Source organism: Streptomyces griseosporeus (assembly GCF_014656055.1).
In the GTDB taxonomy this organism is placed as follows: Bacteria; Actinomycetota; Actinomycetes; order Streptomycetales; family Streptomycetaceae; genus Streptomyces; species Streptomyces griseosporeus.
Genome location: NZ_BNBR01000001.1, coordinates 648441 through 665230, shown reverse-complemented (window position 1 = coordinate 665230; position 16790 = coordinate 648441). Strand labels below are relative to the sequence as shown.

At 74.0% G+C, this 16790-nt stretch carries 13 protein-coding genes and 3 pseudogenes; 3 read left to right on the top strand and 13 right to left on the bottom strand.

Features of this window, described 5'->3' with window-relative positions:
- Positions 1-16: 16 nt before the first annotated feature.
- Positions 17-571, bottom strand: a complete 555-nt coding sequence (gene abmR / locus IE308_RS02985; RefSeq protein ID WP_190216455.1) for an ATP-binding transcription factor AbmR — start codon at positions 569-571, stop codon at positions 17-19.
- A gap of 326 nt (positions 572-897) precedes the next feature.
- On the opposite strand from abmR, the gene IE308_RS02980 reads away from it, so the two are divergent.
- Positions 898-1320, top strand: a complete 423-nt coding sequence (locus IE308_RS02980) for a subtilase-type protease inhibitor (protein WP_190216454.1) — start codon at positions 898-900, stop codon at positions 1318-1320.
- A 136-nt stretch (positions 1321-1456) separates the two neighbouring features.
- Here IE308_RS02980 and IE308_RS02975 read toward each other — a convergent pair.
- From IE308_RS02975 to IE308_RS02920, 11 genes and pseudogenes are all read right to left on the bottom strand, one after another.
- A pseudogene (locus IE308_RS02975) lies at positions 1457-1762 on the bottom strand (STAS domain-containing protein); the annotation flags it as partial.
- A gap of 378 nt (positions 1763-2140) precedes the next feature.
- Positions 2141-2356 (bottom strand): annotated as a pseudogene (locus tag IE308_RS37305) (CDGSH iron-sulfur domain-containing protein); the annotation flags it as partial.
- Complete coding sequence (locus IE308_RS02960; RefSeq protein ID WP_190216453.1) at positions 2337-2990, bottom strand: HemK2/MTQ2 family protein methyltransferase; 654 nt, start codon at positions 2988-2990, stop codon at positions 2337-2339. The pseudogene IE308_RS37305 and the gene IE308_RS02960, both read right to left, overlap by 20 nt.
- A gap of 21 nt (positions 2991-3011) precedes the next feature.
- The gene (locus IE308_RS02955; RefSeq protein WP_190216452.1) at positions 3012-4055 is read right to left on the bottom strand and encodes an iron-containing redox enzyme family protein; all 1044 of its coding nucleotides are present in this window, start codon (positions 4053-4055) and stop codon (positions 3012-3014) included.
- A 67-nt stretch (positions 4056-4122) separates the two neighbouring features.
- Positions 4123-4290 carry a hypothetical protein gene (locus tag IE308_RS02950; protein WP_190216451.1) on the bottom strand — a complete coding sequence of 56 codons (168 nt, stop codon included), beginning with the start codon at positions 4288-4290 and terminating at the stop codon, positions 4123-4125.
- Between the two features lie 273 nt (positions 4291-4563).
- Positions 4564-5577, bottom strand: coding sequence for a Ppx/GppA family phosphatase (locus tag IE308_RS02945; RefSeq protein WP_190216450.1), 1014 nt, complete (start codon positions 5575-5577; stop codon positions 4564-4566).
- Positions 5578-5637: 60 nt separating this feature from the next.
- Entirely contained in the window at positions 5638-8454 is a 2817-nt protein-coding gene (locus IE308_RS02940) for an NHLP bacteriocin export ABC transporter permease/ATPase subunit (RefSeq protein ID WP_190216449.1), read from the bottom strand.
- Between the two features lies 1 nt (position 8455).
- A complete protein-coding gene (locus IE308_RS02935) occupies positions 8456-10681 on the bottom strand; it encodes an NHLP family bacteriocin export ABC transporter peptidase/permease/ATPase subunit (protein WP_190216448.1) in 2226 nt (741 codons plus the stop codon).
- A complete protein-coding gene (locus tag IE308_RS02930; RefSeq protein WP_190216447.1) occupies positions 10678-11484 on the bottom strand; it encodes an HlyD family efflux transporter periplasmic adaptor subunit in 807 nt (268 codons plus the stop codon). The genes IE308_RS02935 and IE308_RS02930 overlap by 4 nt, the downstream gene beginning before the upstream one ends.
- Before the next feature lie 94 nt (positions 11485-11578).
- Entirely contained in the window at positions 11579-11794 is a 216-nt protein-coding gene (locus IE308_RS02925; RefSeq protein WP_110634610.1) for a type A2 lantipeptide, read from the bottom strand.
- Positions 11795-12193: 399 nt separating this feature from the next.
- Complete coding sequence (locus tag IE308_RS02920) at positions 12194-12607, bottom strand: PaaI family thioesterase (protein WP_110634613.1); 414 nt, start codon at positions 12605-12607, stop codon at positions 12194-12196.
- A gap of 189 nt (positions 12608-12796) precedes the next feature.
- On the opposite strand from IE308_RS02920, the gene IE308_RS02915 reads away from it, so the two are divergent.
- Entirely contained in the window at positions 12797-14188 is a 1392-nt protein-coding gene (locus tag IE308_RS02915; RefSeq protein WP_190216446.1) for a S1 family peptidase, read from the top strand.
- A 170-nt stretch (positions 14189-14358) separates the two neighbouring features.
- Positions 14359-14991, top strand: a pseudogene (locus tag IE308_RS02910) (response regulator); the annotation flags it as partial.
- Here the strand turns inward: IE308_RS02910 and IE308_RS37300 are convergent.
- Positions 14917-16755: an ATP-binding cassette domain-containing protein gene (locus IE308_RS37300; protein ID WP_308440088.1), complete on the bottom strand. Its 1839-nt coding sequence runs from the start codon at positions 16753-16755 to the stop codon at positions 14917-14919. The pseudogene IE308_RS02910 and the gene IE308_RS37300 sit on opposite strands and share 75 nt — an antisense overlap.
- Positions 16756-16790: the final 35 nt, after the last annotated feature.

The window sequence follows — 16790 nt, the reverse complement described above, 5'->3', positions numbered from 1 at the left end:
GCCGCCGACGGGCGGGTCAGCTGCCGTCCTCCGGTTCGGCGTCCGGCCCCTGAGTGTCCGGGCCCTGGGCGCGGACCCGCTGTACGTGTTCCAGGGACTCGCGCAGCTCGGTCAGCCAGTCGTCGGTGTGCCGCTGGACCAGGCGCACGCACCAGGCGAGGGCGTCGCTGCGGCTGCGCGCCACACCACCGGCGATGAGGGTGTCCAGGACCTGCCGCTCGGGCTGCCGCAGCCGGGTCATCACGGGCGCCGCGACATGCGTGAACAGCGCCCGCTCACCGTCGCACTCCACGCCCCAGGAGACCTTGCGGTCGAACCGGTGCTCGGCCTCCCGGGCCACCGCCATCCGCGTCTGCCGGGTGCGCTCCCGGAACTCCTGCACCCGCCCCTCCACCGCCGCCGCCCGCTCCGCCGCCGTGGCGTCCTCGGACAGCCGTGGGGGAGCGATCCGCCCGATCACGGTGATCTCCTCCCGATCGACCGTGACCTCGGTCAGCTCCTCGAACAGGTCCTCCGGCAGCCGGCCCGCGAACCAGCCGCGCAGCTTCTCTCGTTGCTCTGCCGTAATCATGTAATGACGATTACTCGCCACGGACATGAACACAAGGGGCTGCGCAGCAGTCCGCCGAGAGCGGAAGCGGAATGTTTCCGGACTATTAACGAACACATGTATTCCGGCCATACGGCCGGTCCCGTACCCCTGCCGAGGCCTCGTTCCGGCGTTGGAACGTTCGAATTCCGTGACTTCACGCCACTGATTCAATACGCAAGGTTACTGAAACCCATGGGGTCGATGTGAGTTTCGGCGGCGGACTCGGCAGAGTGGCGCTCGCCGCCGGGGCACCCACCGGAGCCGCGGCCGGCACACCCCCGACATCGAGCGGAAGGATGCACACAATGCGTTACACCGCGCGCTGGGCAGCGACTCTCGGCCTGGCGGCCACCGCCGTCAGCTGGCCCGTCGCCCAGACCGCCCAGGCGGCGCCCGCCTCCCTCTACGCCCCCTCGGCCCTGGTGCTGACCGTCGGTCACGGCCAGAGCGCCGCGGCGGCCACCCCGGCCCGGGCGGTGACCCTGTCCTGCGCGCCGACGCCGTCGGGCACGCACCCGGACACGGTGGGGGCCTGCGCCGAACTGCGCGGCGCCCAGGGCGACCTCGGGGCCCTGCAGGCCAGGAGCGACGTGATGTGCACCAAGCAGTACGACCCGGTCGTCGTCACCGTCGACGGTGTCTGGCAGGGGCAGCGCGTCTCCTATGAGCGCACCTTCGCCAACGAATGCGTGAAGAGCACCTACGGGAACAGCCTCTTCGCGTTCTAGGACCGGGATCGCGCGGTTCCCGTGACCGCCGCGTGAGGCTCGCAGATGGGGAGTGCGAGCCCCCTGAGCGGGCACTGTGCGATCCCGAACCGGGGGTCGGCCGGGCGGAGTGGGGCCGCCCGTCCGACCCCCGTCATCATGCGTCCCCGCCTGTCAGCGCGGGGCGCGGCAGGAGCCGTTCGCCGAGGCCCGTGGCGGCGAACAGGCGGCGGACCAGCGGCGCGTGGCACACCACGCGCAGCCGGCCGCCGCCTTCCCGCGCCCGTGCCTCGGCCCGGCACAGCACACGCAGTCCCGAGCAGTCGAAGAACTCCACGGAAACCAGGTCGACCAGCACGTCGGCGCCCTGCGCCGCGGTCGCGGCGTCCAGGTGGACGGCGAGCAGACCGGCCGTGGCGATGTCCACCTCGCCGCTCACCTCCACCACCGTGCGACCGCCCTCGATCCGGGTGCGGGCACAGGAGTTGGGCTCGGGGGGCCCGGCCGCGGCAGACGCGTCGTGGGGCCGGTCCGCCGAGTCGCCGCCGGACTGCGACCCCGTACGGGCGTCGGTATGCGACCCCGAACCGGCCTCCGGCCGCGGCTCCGAACCGCCCTCGGGCCCCGACCCCGTACCGGCTCCGGACTTCGGGCTCCTGCCGGCTCGCGGCTTCGCACTCGTACCGGCTCCGGACTTCGGGCTCGCGTCGGCTTGCGGCTTCGTACTCGCGTCGGCTTGCGGCTTCGTACTCGTGCCGGCCCGGGGCTTCGGGCTCGCGTCGGCCTCGGAGCGCGACCCCGTACCGGTCTCCGAGGCTCCCGTGCGGCCGGTCGCCTTCCTCGCGCCGCGGCGGTGACTGGTGTCGCACCACGGGTAGCGGCGGCTGCGCCGGCAGGTGCACAGGGCCACCCGGAACCGGTCGGAGGACACCGTGGTGCCGTCCTCCAGCTCCACCTCGACCGGTCCCTCGACCAGCATCGGGCCGGGGCGTTGCAGCCGGATCCGGCGCGGCGGGCGCTCGCCGGCGGAGTTCGCTTCAGCAGGGACGTTCGGCACGGACGACCACCAGTTCCTCGCTCTCTTCCCCGTCCGGCAGCAGCCCCCGCTCGCGTAGCCAGGCCGCCCGTTCCCGCAGGACCGGGCCGAAGCCGATCCGCCGGCGCCGGACCACGGACGCCTTCATATCCGCACCGCGCAGCCGGTCCAGCGTGTGGTCCACGCCGCTGACCGCCGACTGCACGAGCAGCAGGACGCCTCCCGGACGCAGCCGCTCCGGGCCCTCGTGGCATATGCGGTCCAGCAGCAGCCGCCCGTCACGGCCCGCGTCCCACGCCCGGGCCGCGCCGGAGGGCGCGGTGCCCGCGGCCGGGGCGGGTACGTACGGCGGATTGCTCACGATCAGATCGAACTGCTGTCCGCGCACCGGGCCGAACAGGTCGCCGCGCCGGACCCGCAGCGGGACCCGGGCGCGCAGCGCGTTCAGACGGGTGGTGCACACCGCACGCCAGGACACGTCGACCGCGGTGACGCGTGCCCCGCGTTCGGCGGCCAGCACGGCCAGTTCGCCGGTGCCGGTGCCGAGATCGAGCACGCTGGCACCCGGCTGGAGCGGCTCGTCGCGCAGTGCGCCGGCCAGCAGGTCGGTGTCGTCCTGAGGGGCGTAGACGCCGGGAAGGACCAAGGAAGTCACGGGGGACGAGTTCCCCGGCAATCAGGAAATATGGGAGATTTCCTTATCAAGGGGCTCACGGGCGTCCGGCGCGGGGTCGAGCGGCTCGCGCAGCGAGGACACGCCCGCCTGCCAGGCGTTCAGCAGATGCGTGCCCAGGCGGTCCTCGACATGGCCGGTGGCGTCGATGCCGAACACCACGTCGGGGGCGAGCCCGGGCTCGTCCTCCAGGAGTCCGCCGATGACGTCCTGCCGTACGACCTGTTCGTGTACCGCGTCGGCCTCGACGTGCTCGTCGTAGAAGAACTCGGCGGCCGGGCCCGCGCCCGTGCGGCGCATCGCCTCGGCCAGCCGCCGCGAACCCGGCGAGGAGGTGATCTCCACCGCGGCGAAGTGCCCCACCAGGGCGCCCCGCAGCGCCCGGTGCAGCCCGAACAGGGACATCATGTTCACGGTGGCGAGGGCCGGGGCGCACGCCGCGTCCAGGTAGCGGCCGTACGTCGTGTCGAGGTCCAGGTCCGCCATCAGGTCGGCGAAGAGCTGTGCGTGGAGGCGCTCGGGGCGTCCGCCGCCGTACTCGTCGAACTCCACCGCCGCCATCGCCGACTTGGCGCGGCCCGCGAGCCGCGGCAGCACCCAGGCGTGCGGGTCGGCCTCCTTGAGGTGGTACAGGGAACGCTGTGCCGCGTACTCGCGCAGCTGCCACAACTCGCCGCGCTCGCACAGGAAGTGGCTGACGCCGGTGGCGTCGGCGGGCTCGACGAGCAGGTCCTCCACCGCTTCTTCCACGCTGTCGTGGACGGCCGTGTCGGCGCGCAGCGCGGACAGGTAGCGCTGCTCCAGCGCGGCGCGTGCGCGCAGCAGGTCCGGGTCCCACTCCAGGGCGGGGGAGACCCCGGCGAAGCCGCGGTAGTGCAGCTCGTAGCAGAGGTAGAGGGCCAGCTGGAGGTCGTCGCCGTACGGGTCGGCGTCGGCGGCCTCCTCCGGGCGCGGCGGGGCCGCCGTGCCGCGCAGGCAGGCGCGGACGGCGGCGGAGAGAGGGCCCCGGGCCTGCGGCAGCCGGGGTCCCGTGCGGTCGTGGTACATGGGGTGCGGGTACCCGGGCGGCACCGGGGCACGCGTGCGGCGTGCCCCGGTGCCGCCCGGGGGCGGGTCAGTCGCCCTGCGCCTCTTCCTGGGCGGTCACGCTGGGGGTGATCGTGTCGGCGGCCTCGCCGTCGTGGCGGTTCTTGTCGTCGTCGTGGGTGCGCCGCTCCGCGTCGCGGATCTCGCGCAGGACCTCTTCGAGGGCGGTGGCGGGGGGCTTGCGGTCGTCGGACATGGTCACTCCTTCGGTCGGCTCCGGACCGGTGCGGGCCTGCCGCGTGGTCCGGAGAGTGGAACGGCCGGGTCGGCTGCCGAACCCCGGGTGGGGGTACGGCCACGTCTCCGGGTCGGGATGTGGTCTGTCTGTCGTACGGTCCGGTGGGCGGTCGGCGTGCTGCCGTGGCGGTGGGACCCCGCCTGACGGGCCTGGGGCCGGCCCAGCCGGGGCCGACGAGGGCCGGGCGGGGGAGGGCGGCGGATCAGCAGATCGCCCCGGACCGGTGCGCGGTCAGGTCTTCGCCGTGGCGATGCGCAGCGGCACCGCCTCCGCGACCGGCGCCGCTGCCTCGGCGAGCCGGGAGACCTCCGCCCACCAGGCGGGGCCCTCCTCTATGTGCCGCAGCAGCACGCCCTCGCGGATCGCCCAGGGGCAGACCTCGACGGTCTTCAGGCCGCACAGCTTCATCGCCGTGTGGGCCACCACCGCACCCGCGAGGCTCTGGGTCGCGCGCGGTGCGGAGATGCCCGGCAGCGCGGACCGCTCGGCGGCGGGCAGCGCTGCCAGCCGGTCCACCGCCGTGCGCAGGTCGACGCGGCGCAGCTGCCGCTCCACGAACGGCCCGTGACGGCCGGGAGCCGCCCCGCACAGCCGGCCCAGCTGCTGGAAAGTGCGCGAGGTCGCGACCGCGGTGCGCGGGCCCTCCCAGCGGATGCGCGCCGCCACGTCCCGCAGCTCGTGGCGGACGCGGCGGCGCAGGGCCTTCACCCGCTCCGCGGGCGGCGGGTCGGGAAAGCCGTCGAAGAACTCGTGGGTCAGCCGGGCCGCGCCCAGCGGCAGCGAGGCGACGAAGTCCGGCAGCCGGCCGCGCCCGAACGCCACCTCCAGGGAGCCGCCGCCGATGTCCAGCAGCGCCAGTGGCCCGGAGCGCCAGCCCATCCAGCGCCGTGCCCCGAGGAACGTCAGCTCCGCCTCGACCTCGCCGGGCAGGGTGCACAGGTCGATGCCGGTGCGCTGCCGCACCGTCCGCAGCACGTCGAGGCGGTTGGGGGCGGCCCGCACCACGGCCGTCGCGAACGCCAGCGGCCCCACGGCACCCCACCGGGCCGCCGTACGGCCCGCCGCGGCGACCGCGTCGGCCAGCCGGTCCACGGACTCCTCCGGGATCTCGGCCCCCGGTCTGACCCGCTCGTTCAGGCGCAGCCGCCATTTGGCGGTGTGCACCGGCAGCGGTACCCCGCCGTCGGCGTCCGCCACCACCAGCCGCACCGTGTTCGAGCCCACGTCCACCACGCTGATCCGCATGGCAGGGCGGGTACCCAGCGAAGGCGCCCCGGGAACCCGTGGGCGCCGGAGCCGGCGCGATCAGGCCAGCTGCCGGCGCACCAGTTCGTGCAGCCGGCCCGTGGTGTCGGCGAGGAGCTGCGCGGGCGGCCCCTGCTGGGCGATGCGGCCGTTCTCCATCACGATCACGCGGTCGGCGTCCAGCACGGTGGACAGCCGGTGGGCGATGACGACGCGGGTGGCGCGCAGCGCCTTGGTGGACTCGATGACCGTGCGCTGCGTCTCGTTGTCGAGGGCGCTGGTCGCCTCGTCGAAGAAGAGGATCCGCGGGCGCCGGATCAGTGCCTGCGCGATCATCAGCCGCTGCCGCTGCCCGCCGGAGATCGCCCCGTTGCCGCCGACGATGGTGTGCAGCCCCATCGGCATCCGCCGGATGTCCTCCCCGAGTCCCGCCAGCTCGGCCGCCGCCATCGCCTCCTCGGGGGTGTACGGCTCGGTGCCGCAGATGACGTCCAGGATCGAGCCGCTGAACGGCTGCGCGTGCTGGAGCACCACCCCGCACTGCCGGCGCACCGCGGACGGATCGAGGGCCGCCAGGTCCTGCCCGTCGTACAGCACGCTCCCCGAGACCGGACGGTCGAAGCCGATCAGCAGCCTGAGCAGCGTCGACTTGCCGCAGCCGCTCGGCCCGACGATCGCCACGAACTCCCCGGGCCGCACCTCGAAGGAGACGTCGTCCAGGACGAGCGGCCCGTCGTCGGAGTACCGGAAGGACAGCCGGCGCGCCTCGATCGCCCCCGACAGCGGGCCCGGCCGGGTGCTCGCCGCGCGCACCTCCGGCGCCGCCTCCAGCACCGGCTTGATCTCCTCGAACAGCGGCAGGGCGGCCACCGCGGAGACGAACGCGCCGGTCAGCTGGGTGACCGAGGTGAGCAGCATGGTCACCGACGTGTTGAAGGTGAGGAAGTCCGCCGCCGACAGCGCGCCGCGCGCCGGGCCGGCCAGCAGCATGAACATCACCAGCGTGCACACCGGCAGGTACACCGCGCCCAGCACGGTGTTCAGGTTCTTGATCCGGCCCAGCCGCTGCTGCAGCTCCCGGCTGCGCGCGAACTGCGCCGCCCACGCCGCGTAGGCGTAGTTCTCGGCCGCCGCCACCCGCAGCTTCGGCAGGCCCCGCAGCGTCTGGAAGGCCTGGTTGTTCAGCTTGTTGCCGAGCACCACCAGGCGGCGCTGCCAGCGCACCTGCCACAGCCCGAGCCCCAGGAACACCCCCGCGATCACTACGAGCATCCCCAGCGCGGCCATCGCCAGCGGCACGCTGTACCACAGCAGCAATGCCAGGTTCATCGCGCCGACGGTCACCGCCTGCGCCACCGTCGGTCCCACGCCCGCGAGCAGCCGGCGCATCGCGCTGACGCCCATCGCCGCGCTGGCCAGCTCGCCCGTGGAACGCCGCGTGAAGAACGTCGTCGGCAGCCGCAGCAGCCGGTCCCACACGGCGGGCTGGAGCGTCGCCTCGATACGGCCCTCCAGGCGCAGGATGGTCAGGTTCTGCAGCAGCATGAACGCCGCCGCCACGACACTGCCGACCATCACCGCCAGGCACACCTGCACGATCGGCCCGGACCGCGCGGCCGGCACGTACTCGCCGAGCACCTTGCCCGTCGCGATCGGCACCAGCGCCCCGATCGCCACCGTCACCAGCCCGGCCACCAGCAGCCACGCCAGGTCCGGGCCGGTGCCCCGCAGGGTGAACCGCAGCAGGCCCAGCGGACCGAGCCGGCGGTCGGGCAGCGGACGGTAGAACATCACCGCCCGCGGCTCGAACTCCTCCGCGTTGGCCTGTTCGACCGGCGTCTCCCGGCCGGTCGACGGATGCACGGCGACGTATCCGCCGCGCCGCCACAGCAGCGCGACCGGCGCTCCGGACAGCGCCCGCCGGCCCACCAGCGGCCCCGCGTTCTCCCGCCACCAGCGGCCGGTCAGCCGTACCGCCCGGGTCCGCACCCGCGAGGCCAGCGCGATGCGCTCCACCGGGTCGAGCCGGTCGCTGTCCGCCCCCGCCTGCGCGGGCTCCGCGAGCGTGATGCCCGCGGCCCGCGCGACGAGCCGGCACGCCGCGTACGTGGCGTCCGTGTCGGCGGCCGTCGCGCGCTTGGCCGACGAGCGGCCGATCGAGGCCAGCAGCGTCCGGTCGGCCTGCGCGCGCACCGCCTCACCGGCCCGGATGCCCTCGGCCGTGCGGGTCTCGTGGGTGCGCTCCAGCTGCTCGATCCACCGGTCCAGCGTCGCCAGCAGCCGGTACTGCTGGTCGACCAGGCCCTGCCACACCGCCGGGTCCATCAGCAGATCGGCCGCCGCCTCCGCGCCGTACAGCGAGCCGTACTGGACGCTGCCCGGCGGCACCTGCATCCAGAACACGTCGTCGTCGCTCAGCTCGGCGGCGCCCTCGCTCGCCATCGGCGCCTGGAACAGCACCGACAGGCTCCGGCCGACGCCGAGCGCGAGGGCGTGTTCCAGCGGGCTCGTCACCGGCGGCACGTACTGCGGGTTGCCGTACTCGTCGTACGCCCAGGTCTGGGTCTGCGCCGGCTGGTACAGCTCACGCAGCCCGATGCGGTGCACCACGCAGTCCCGCACCGGCCGCGCGACCAGCGTGTGCTGCGCGCCCGCGACCGGCCCCAGCAGCAGCGAGCCCGCCTCCAGCCGGCCCAGGTGGTGCCAGTGGCCCTGCGCGGCGGCGTCCACCGCGAACAGGTCCAGCGCCCCGCGCACCACCAGCCACAGCACCTGCGGCCCCTCCAGGTCGAGCCGGGTCAGGCCCGCGCAGTCGAACGGCGTGCCCGACTGCCCGAGCGCCCCGAGGACCAGGTCGCCTTCGTCCACGACCGTCATCTCACCGCTCCCTGACCAGCGCCGCGTACGCCCCGCCGCGCGCCACCAGCTCCTCGTGCCGGCCGCGCTCGACGACCTGCCCGTGCTGGAGCACCACGATCTCGTCGCTGTCGCGGACCGTGCTCAGCCGGTGCGCGATCACCACACAGGCACAGCCGCGCCGCCGCAGGTTGTCCATCACGATCTGCTCGGTCTCCGCGTCCAGCGCGCTCGTCACCTCGTCCAGCACGAGGATGCTCGGCCGGCGCACCAGCGCCCGCGCGATCTCCAGCCGCTGCCGCTGCCCGCCGGAGAAGTTGCGGCCGTCCTGCTCCACCCGGCTGTGGATGCCGCCCGGCCGACGCATCACCACGTCGTACAGCGCCGCGTCCCGCAGCGCCTCCACCACCGCGTCGTCCGGCACCGACGGGTCCCACAGCGCCACGTTGTCGCGCACACTGCCCTCGAACAGGAACACGTCCTGGTCGACGAAGGACACCGAGGCGGCCAGCGCGCCGCGCGGGATGTCCTCCAGACGCTGCCCGTCGATGCGGATCACGCCCTCCCACGGCGTGTACAGGCCCGCGATCAGCCGGGACACCGTCGACTTGCCGCTGCCCGAACCGCCGACCAGCGCCACCTGCTGACCCGGCCCGACGGTCAGGTCGAAGCCGGACAGCAGCGGCTTGTCCAGCGGGCTGTAGCCGAAGCCGATGTTCTCCAGCTCGACGTGGCCGCTCAGCCTCCGCGTGGAGTCGGCGCCGCCGCGACGGCCGTAGAGCGGGTCGGTGCGGAAGTTCTCCACGTCCTTCAGCCGGGCCACGTCCGCCGCGAAGTCCTGGATCCGGCCCGCGACGCCGTTGAGCCGGGTCAGCGGCGCGGTGAACCGGGTCACCAGCGCCTGGAAGGCCACCAGCAGGCCGACCGAGATGTGCCCCTCGATCGCCCGCATGCCGCCGATCCACAGGATCAGCGCGCTGTTCAGCGTGGCCAGGGTCGGCGCGACCACCCCGAGCCAGGCACTCGGCACCCCGAGCCGCTGCTGCTCCTCCAGCGTGGTGGCGTGCTGCCCGGCCCACTTGCGGAAGTAGCCGTCCTCACCGCCGGTCGCCTTCATCGTCTCGATCAGCTGCAGACCCGTGTACGCGGTGTTGGTGAGCCGGGCGGTGTCCGCGCGCAGCTTCGCCGTCCGCGTCGCCCGCAGCCGTACGACGACCCGCATGGCGACGATGTTCAGCAGCGCCACCCCGATCCCGACGAACGTCAGCTGCGGGTCGTAGGTGTACAGCAGGAGCGCGTACAGCACGACGACCACCGCGTCCACGCCCGCCGCCGCCAGGTCCCGGGCCAGGGTCTCGGCGACCTGGTCGTTGGACTGCAGCCGCTGCACCAGGTCGGCCGGGCTGCGCTGGGCGAAGAACGTCACCGGCAGCCGCAGCAGATGCCGCAGGAAACGGGCGCTGGACAGGGTGGAGGAGACGATGCGGCCGTGGTGCAGATTGGCCTGCTGCAGCCAGGTCAGCGCGACCGTGAGCGCCACGCACGCCGCCATCGCCGCGAACAGCACCCCGAGCAGCGAGGTCTGACCGCCGATCAGGAACATGTCGATGTAGGTGCGGCTCAGCGCGGGCACGGCCGCCCCGACCAGCACCAGCAGCAGACTCGCCAGCACCGCCGCCGGCAGCGTCCCCGCGGTGCCGCGCAGCCGGGCCGGCATCGCCCCCCACACGCCGGGCTTCCGCCCGCCCCTGACGAAGTCCTCGCCCGGCTCCATCACCAGCACGACACCGGTGAAGCTGCCGTCGAAGTCCTCCAGCGGCACGAACCTGCGGCCCTTGGCGGGGTCGTTGACGAACACGCCGCGGCGGCCGAACCGGCGGCCCATGCCGTCGTAGACGACGTAGTGGTTGAACTCCCAGAACAGGATCGCCGGCGCCGCGACCTCGGCGAGCGCGGCCAGGTCCATCTGCATGCCCTTGGCCGTGAGGCCGTAACTCCGCGCCGCCTTCAGCAGATTGGAGGCACGTGAGCCGTCGCGGGAGACACCGCAGGCGATGCGCAGCTCCTCCAGCGGGACATGGCGGCCGTAGTGGCCGAGCACCATGGCCAGCGAGGCGGCGCCGCACTCGACGGCCTCCATCTGCAGCACGCTCTGCGTGCGCACGGCCTTCCCGCGCGCCTTCGGCACGGAACGCTTCGGCGGGGCCGCGCGGCGGCGGCCCCGGGTCTCGGGAGCGGCGGTGGTCACGGCAGCAGCCAATCGACGGGACGCTGGTCGGCCAGCCGGATCGCACCCGTGGCCAGGGTCATGGAGGTCAGGGCGTACGGCGGGCCGCCCGCGGACGACCAGCGGTAGCCGCTCCTCGTCGCCGCGGAGGTGTCCAGGCGCACCGTCACGGCGACCGGGCGGCCCTGCTCGGTGAACTGCTCGCCCAGCTGGCTGTCGCCGAGGAACGCGGCGATCTGCCGCGCCGACTGCGCGGTGCGGTCCACCGACTGCACATGGCCGCGCAGCACGCCGTACCGCTCGGCCGGCACCGTCTGCACGGTCAGGTCGACGGTGGCGTGCGCGGGGATCGAGGCGGCGGTCTCGGCCGGGACGTACACCGTCGCGTACAGCGGGTCGCCCGGGTGGGCGACCTTCTCGACGGCCGCGACGTTGGCGCCGGTGGCGATGATCTGCCCGATGGTGGCGGCGAGCGCGGTGATCCGGCCCGCGGCGACCGTGCGCACCACGGTCTCGCCCTCGGCGGTACGGACCTTCAGCACGGGGGCGCCGGCGGGCAGCCGCTCGCCCTCCTTCGCCAGGACGGCCGTCACCTGGCCGGCGGCGGGGCTCTGCAGGATGTAGCTGCCCTCTCCGTGCGTGAGGATCGCGGGCGCGCTGACCGTCGAGGTCACCGAACCGGTCACCGCCCACACCGAGGCGGCGGCCATCGCGGCCCCGGTCACGGCCAGCACGAGCCAGCCCTGAGGACGGGCCAGACGCACCGGGAGGTCCAGCTCCTCCGGCGACTGGAGCTTGGCGAGGGCCTGTTGGCGGAACTGCAAGGAACTTCCCTCAGCCTAGGGGAGTTGTAGGGCATACCGGAGTCCCGGGGCCATGCGCCGGCCCCGGGACTCCGGGCGTCACGAAAAGGTGCGGTCAGAGACCGGCGACCAGGTTGGTGACGGGGGCCGTGTTCAGGCCGGTGACACCCTCGACGGTGCCGACGACGGTGTCCAGCAGGCCGCCGACCGGGGCGACGCCGTTCACGGCACCGGTGACCGTGTTCACGGCGTTGATGGACAGGCCACCCGAGACGTTGTCGAGCTCGGCGTCGGAGATCTCGGCGGTCTGGACCTGGGGGGTGGAGTTCATGATGGAACTTCCCTTCCTATGGAAACTTCACAAGGGGGACGCGGGGAACCGCGAACGGGGCCCCGCGGTGCGATGGATCAAAGCACGCCGCCGCCGCGCGCTTCCAATCAACCATGGCTCTCACCAGGGAACTTGATGTCCCGGACCGGCCATCCGTGCAGGCGTGCGCACGCGGTGTCGGCGGCTTCTTCACATGCCGCGCGCCTTCGGCACAGGCCCGCCCGTCGCCCGGGGCACGGAGAAACGGACACTCCGCACACAAGGCGTGATGTGCCCCCGTGAGTTGTGCAGATCTGTTACCGCCGGTGACCCCGTTGGGCGAGCGATGTGCAGATTCCCTGAAGCCAGGATTCCGCTCCGTGTGCGCAACCGACCGTTCCCGGCCGGTTGCGCAGCGTGTCAGCCCAGCAGCGCGTAGACGGTGCTCGCGTGGGCCGCCAGCTCACCCGACGCCTCGTCGACGAGCGTGATGTCGGCGAAGGCCGTCCGCCGGCCCAGCTTCGTCACCACCGCCTGCACCAGCACGTCCGAGCCGGTCACCGCCCGCTGGAAGGTGGTGGACTGCTGAACGGTCGTCATCGGGCCGTAGGCGCCGCGCGCCGCCGACACCGCGATCACCGTCGCCGTGTCGGCCGCCGCCATCAGCGCCTGCCCGGACAGCGCCCCGCCCTCCCGGGCCAGCCGGTCCGACCAGGGCAGCCGCAGCAGCGCCCGGTCGTCGCCGACCGCCTGGACCGACAGGCCGAGGTCCAGCACCCAGGGGGCGAAGTTGTCGGCGAGGATCTTGTCGGCTTCCGCCGTGGTCATCGTCATGTGAGGGATTGTTCCCGGCCCGCGCCCGCCCTGCCCGCGTCCTGGCCGGATCGGGCGCCCCAAGCCACCCGCCGGGAAACGGAATTGAACGCCCCGCCCGGCCGGTGCGTACCTCCAGCCATCCAGGCGCCGCTGAACAAGGCTGCCGACCGGCAGCGCAGACCCCGTCCCCCCAGGAGGTCGAGAAGGTTGAGTCACAAGCGAATCCCGAAGCGCAAGGCCGCGATAGCGGCGGGCGGTGTGGCGGCGCTCGGCGCGGCGGCGATCCTGCTGCCGAACGCCAACGCCTCCCAGGACGGCGCTTCCGACGCCTCCGCCGCCCCGAGGACGCTGAAGTCCACGGACGCCTCGGACCTCGCCGCCCAGCTGTCGAACCTGCTCGGCGACGCCTTCGCCGGCTCCTACTACGACGCCGGCAAGCAGCAGCTCGTGGTCAACGTGGTGCCGGGCGACGACAACAACGTCATCATCCAGGCCAAGAAGGCGGGCGCGGCCGTCCGCGAGGTCGACAACAGCCTCGCCGAACTGAAGGCGGGCGCGCAGACCCTGAAGCGCAAGGCCACCATTCCCGGCACCGCCTGGGCCGTCGACCCGCGCACCGACAAGATCCTCGTCACCGCCGACTCCACCGTCACCGGCGCGAAGTGGAACAGACTGGAGTCGGCGGTACGCGGTCTCGGCTCCGGCATGGCCACCCTCAAGAAGTCCGCGGGCACCTTCAAGACCTTCGTCTCCGGCGGCGACGCCATCTTCGGCGGCGGCGCGCGCTGCTCCCTCGGCTTCAACGTCACCGCCTCCGACGGCTCGCCCGCCTTCCTGACGGCAGGTCACTGCGGCGTCGCGGCCCAGCAGTGGTCCGACTCCCAGAACGGACAGCCCATCGCCACCGTCGACCAGGCCGTCTTCCCCGGCAACGGCGACTTCGCGCTCGTCAAGTACGACGACCCGAACACCCAGGCGCCGAGCGAGGTCAACGTCGGCGGCGGGCAGACCGTGCAGATCGCCCAGGCCGCCGACGCGACGGTCGGCCAGCAGGTCTTCCGGATGGGCAGCACCACCGGCCTGCACGACGGCCAGGTCCTCGGTCTCGACGCCACCGTCAACTACCCCGAAGGAACCGTCACCGGCCTCATCCAGACCGACGTGTGCGCCGAGCCCGGCGACAGCGGCGGGTCCCTCTTCACCCAGGACGGCCTCGCCGTCGGCCTGACCTCAGGCGGTAGCGGTGACTGCACCTCCGGCGGCGAGACCTTCTTCCAGCCGGTGACCACGGCCCTCCAGGCGACGGGCGCGACGCTCGGCGCGGGCGGCGGCCAGGCCGGGGGCGGTCAGGAGCAAGGCGCCGGTCAGGAGCAGGGTGCCGGCCAGGAGCAAGGGGCCGGCCAGGACCAAGGTGCCGGCCAGGAGCCCGGCGGTGAGCAGGCCGGCGGAGGAGACGCCGGCGCTGGTGCCGGTGACCAGGCCGGTGCGGGTGACGGCTCCGACACGGGCGACGACACGGGCGACGGCATGGGCGCCGGCGGGCACGCGGGTGCCGGCGGCGCGGAGGAGGGCAACTCCGGACTGACCGAGACGCACTGACGCACCCGCAGACGTGGCCCGGCCCGCCCCCACACTCCCCGGGGGCGGACCGGGCCACCGGCGTGTCCGCCCGGAACGCCGCCCTGTACCCCGAGGCTCCCGGACCATGCCCCCGCAGTCGAAGCGCGGCGCGGTGCACAAGCGCCGCGTGTGCGCCCCCGCGCACCCTGATGGCCGGATCTTCGCGCCCCCGGACGGTCACACGCGTCAACAATGGGGCAGGCGCTGAACACCATGCATGCCGGGCACCACGAACACCGGCGAAGCGAGCTGAAGGGGCGGCAGTGATCCGGGTACTTCTGGTGCACGACGCGTCGTTGGTGCGATCCGTTCTGACCGACTGGCTGCACAGAGCGCCAGATCTGCGGGTGGAGGGCAGTTGCTGGGACGAGGCGGCGGCCCGTGTCGCCGCCGTGCGGCCCGATGTGTGCGCCGCCGACCTGGAGTGGTCCGGCGCCCACGGGCTGCCGCCGCTCGGTGATCTGCGCGCCCGCGGCCGGGACCGGGCGCGGCTGCTGGTGCTGGCCACCGCGAACCGGCCGGGGCTGCTCAGACACGCCATGGAGGCGGGCGCGGTCGGCTTCGTCGACAAGGAGGGCTCGCCGGACCGTTTATTACGCGGCATCCGCCGCCTGGCCGAGGGGGAACGTTTCGTCGACGACTCCCTCGGCTTCGGCTTTCTCAAGGCCGCCGAGATGCCGCTGACCCGGCGGGAGCTGAGCGTGCTCTCACTCGCCGCCGAGGGCGCCTCCGTCGCCGAGATCGCGGGGTCGCTGCACCTGTCCCACGGGACCGTGCGCAACTACATGGCGGCCATCACCCGCAAGACCGGCGCCCGCAACCGCATCGACGCCATCCGCATCTCCCAGGGCCAGGGCTGGCTGTGACGCCGGGTCCCAGTGGCCGACCAGCTCGCGGTAGCCCGGCGAGCGGTCCAGCAGCTCCTCGTGGCCGCCGTACGCGGTACGCGGCCCGTCCATGACCAGCACCCGCTGTGCCCTGCGGGCCGAGGTGATCCGGTGGGCGACGACGAGCAGCGTGCCGCCCGGCCGCGCCGCGAACGCCCGCTCGGCGCGCTCCTCCGCCTCCGGGTCGAGGTGGCAGGTCGCCTCGTCCAGCAGGGCGAGCGGCGCGTACGACAGATAGGCCCGGGTGAGCGCGATCAGCTGCCGCTCACCGGCCGACAGCGCCGCCGGGTCCACGACCGCCTCCGGTCCGCCCAGCCGCTCCAGCAGCGGGGTGAGTCCCACCGCCTCGGCCGCGGCGAGCAGTTCGCGCCGGGGCACCGGGCCGGGCCGCAGCAGGGAGAGGTTCTCGGCGAGGGTGCCGGTGTGCACGTACGCCTCCTGCGGGATGAGCACCCGGCGCGCCGCCGCGGCCCGCGCGCCGGCCGGGTCGCCGTACACCGTGACCGTGCCGCTCCCGGGCCGCAGCAGACCGGCGGCGAGCAGGGTGAGCGTCGACTTGCCGGTCCCGCTGGGCCCGACGACGGCGAGGTGCCCGCCGTCCGGCAGGTCGAGGTCGAGTCCCTGGAGGACCGGCTCGGCGTGGGGGCCGTGGGCGAAGGTGACGCCCGAGAGGCGGAGGGCGGGCGGGGGAGGGGAGGGGGGCGCGGGGACCGTCCGCGAGGCCGGCCGGCCCGGTGAGGTGACCGTCCGCGAGGCCGGCCGGTCCGGTGCGGGCGTTCCCTTACCGGCCTGCCCGTCCGCCTCTTCCGCCTCGCCCGGCTGTCCCTCCGCCCCCGTCAGCCTCCGCAGCACCACCGCCAGCCGGGAACCCCCCGTGCCGAGCCCGTGGACGAGGTTGCGCAGGGCGGGGAGCAGCGACTGGGTGACGTAGGCGAGCGCGCCGACCAGCGCGCCGGCGGTGACGCCGTGGGCGAGCAGCCAGGGCGCGGTGGCCAGCAGCAGCACCGCCGGGAACTGGCCGCCGACGGCGAGGCTCGCCACCCGGACCACCGACCAGCGGGCCAGCGCGCGCGCCGCTCGCTCCTCCGCCTCGACGTACACCGCGAGGTCCGCCCCGATCACGTCCTCCGCCCCGGTCGCCGTGATGTCCCGCAGCCCGGGGCAGACCGCGCCCAGCCGTGCGGCCAGCGCCTCGTCGGCGACGAGGTACGCCTCCTGACGCCGCGCCAGCGGGCGCAGCGTCACCGCGAACAGGGCCACGCCGACCGCCAGCGGCGGTAGGACGACCAGCAGCAGGGGCGGGGCGAGCGAGAACAGGCCGACGAGCGCGCCCGCGGCGGTGAACACGAACGAGCGGGACACCATGACCAGCCCGGCGAAGGTGTCCCGGGCGATCTCCACCTGCTGGGTCAGCCCCGACAGCGCGCCGTCGTCGGCCTCCCGCACCCCGCGCGCCACGACCCGCTCCACCAGCCGGTCCCGCAGCGGCTCGACCAGCGCGGCCACGGCGCCGTACACCCGTCCGGTGCCGTACGCGCCGACGACGACGCCCGCGCCCGCGACGGCCAGCCAGCCCAGGCCCGTGCCGGGCCGCCCGGCGAGGAAGCCCTCGTCGAGGGCGCGCGCGAGGGCGTACCCGAGCAGGAAGGTCTGGCCCATCTCCAGCACCGACCAGCCGCCCAGCCGCAGCAGCA

Excerpts from the sequence above, each read along its gene's own strand:
- IE308_RS02940 (WP_190216449.1), bottom strand. The coding sequence starts at position 8,454 with ATGACGGTCGTGGACGAAGGCGACCTGGTCCTCGGGGCGCTCGGGCAG.
- IE308_RS02920 (WP_110634613.1), bottom strand. The coding sequence starts at position 12,607 with ATGACGATGACCACGGCGGAAGCCGACAAGATCCTCGCCGACAACTTC.
- IE308_RS02925 (WP_110634610.1), bottom strand. The coding sequence starts at position 11,794 with ATGAACTCCACCCCCCAGGTCCAGACCGCCGAGATCTCCGACGCCGAG.
- IE308_RS02950 (WP_190216451.1), bottom strand. The coding sequence starts at position 4,290 with ATGTCCGACGACCGCAAGCCCCCCGCCACCGCCCTCGAAGAGGTCCTG.
- IE308_RS37300 (WP_308440088.1), bottom strand. The coding sequence starts at position 16,755 with ATGGGCCAGACCTTCCTGCTCGGGTACGCCCTCGCGCGCGCCCTCGAC.
- abmR (WP_190216455.1), bottom strand. The coding sequence starts at position 571 with ATGATTACGGCAGAGCAACGAGAGAAGCTGCGCGGCTGGTTCGCGGGC.
- IE308_RS02980 (WP_190216454.1), top strand. The coding sequence starts at position 898 with ATGCGTTACACCGCGCGCTGGGCAGCGACTCTCGGCCTGGCGGCCACC.
- IE308_RS02945 (WP_190216450.1), bottom strand. The coding sequence starts at position 5,577 with ATGCGGATCAGCGTGGTGGACGTGGGCTCGAACACGGTGCGGCTGGTG.
- IE308_RS02955 (WP_190216452.1), bottom strand. The coding sequence starts at position 4,055 with ATGTACCACGACCGCACGGGACCCCGGCTGCCGCAGGCCCGGGGCCCT.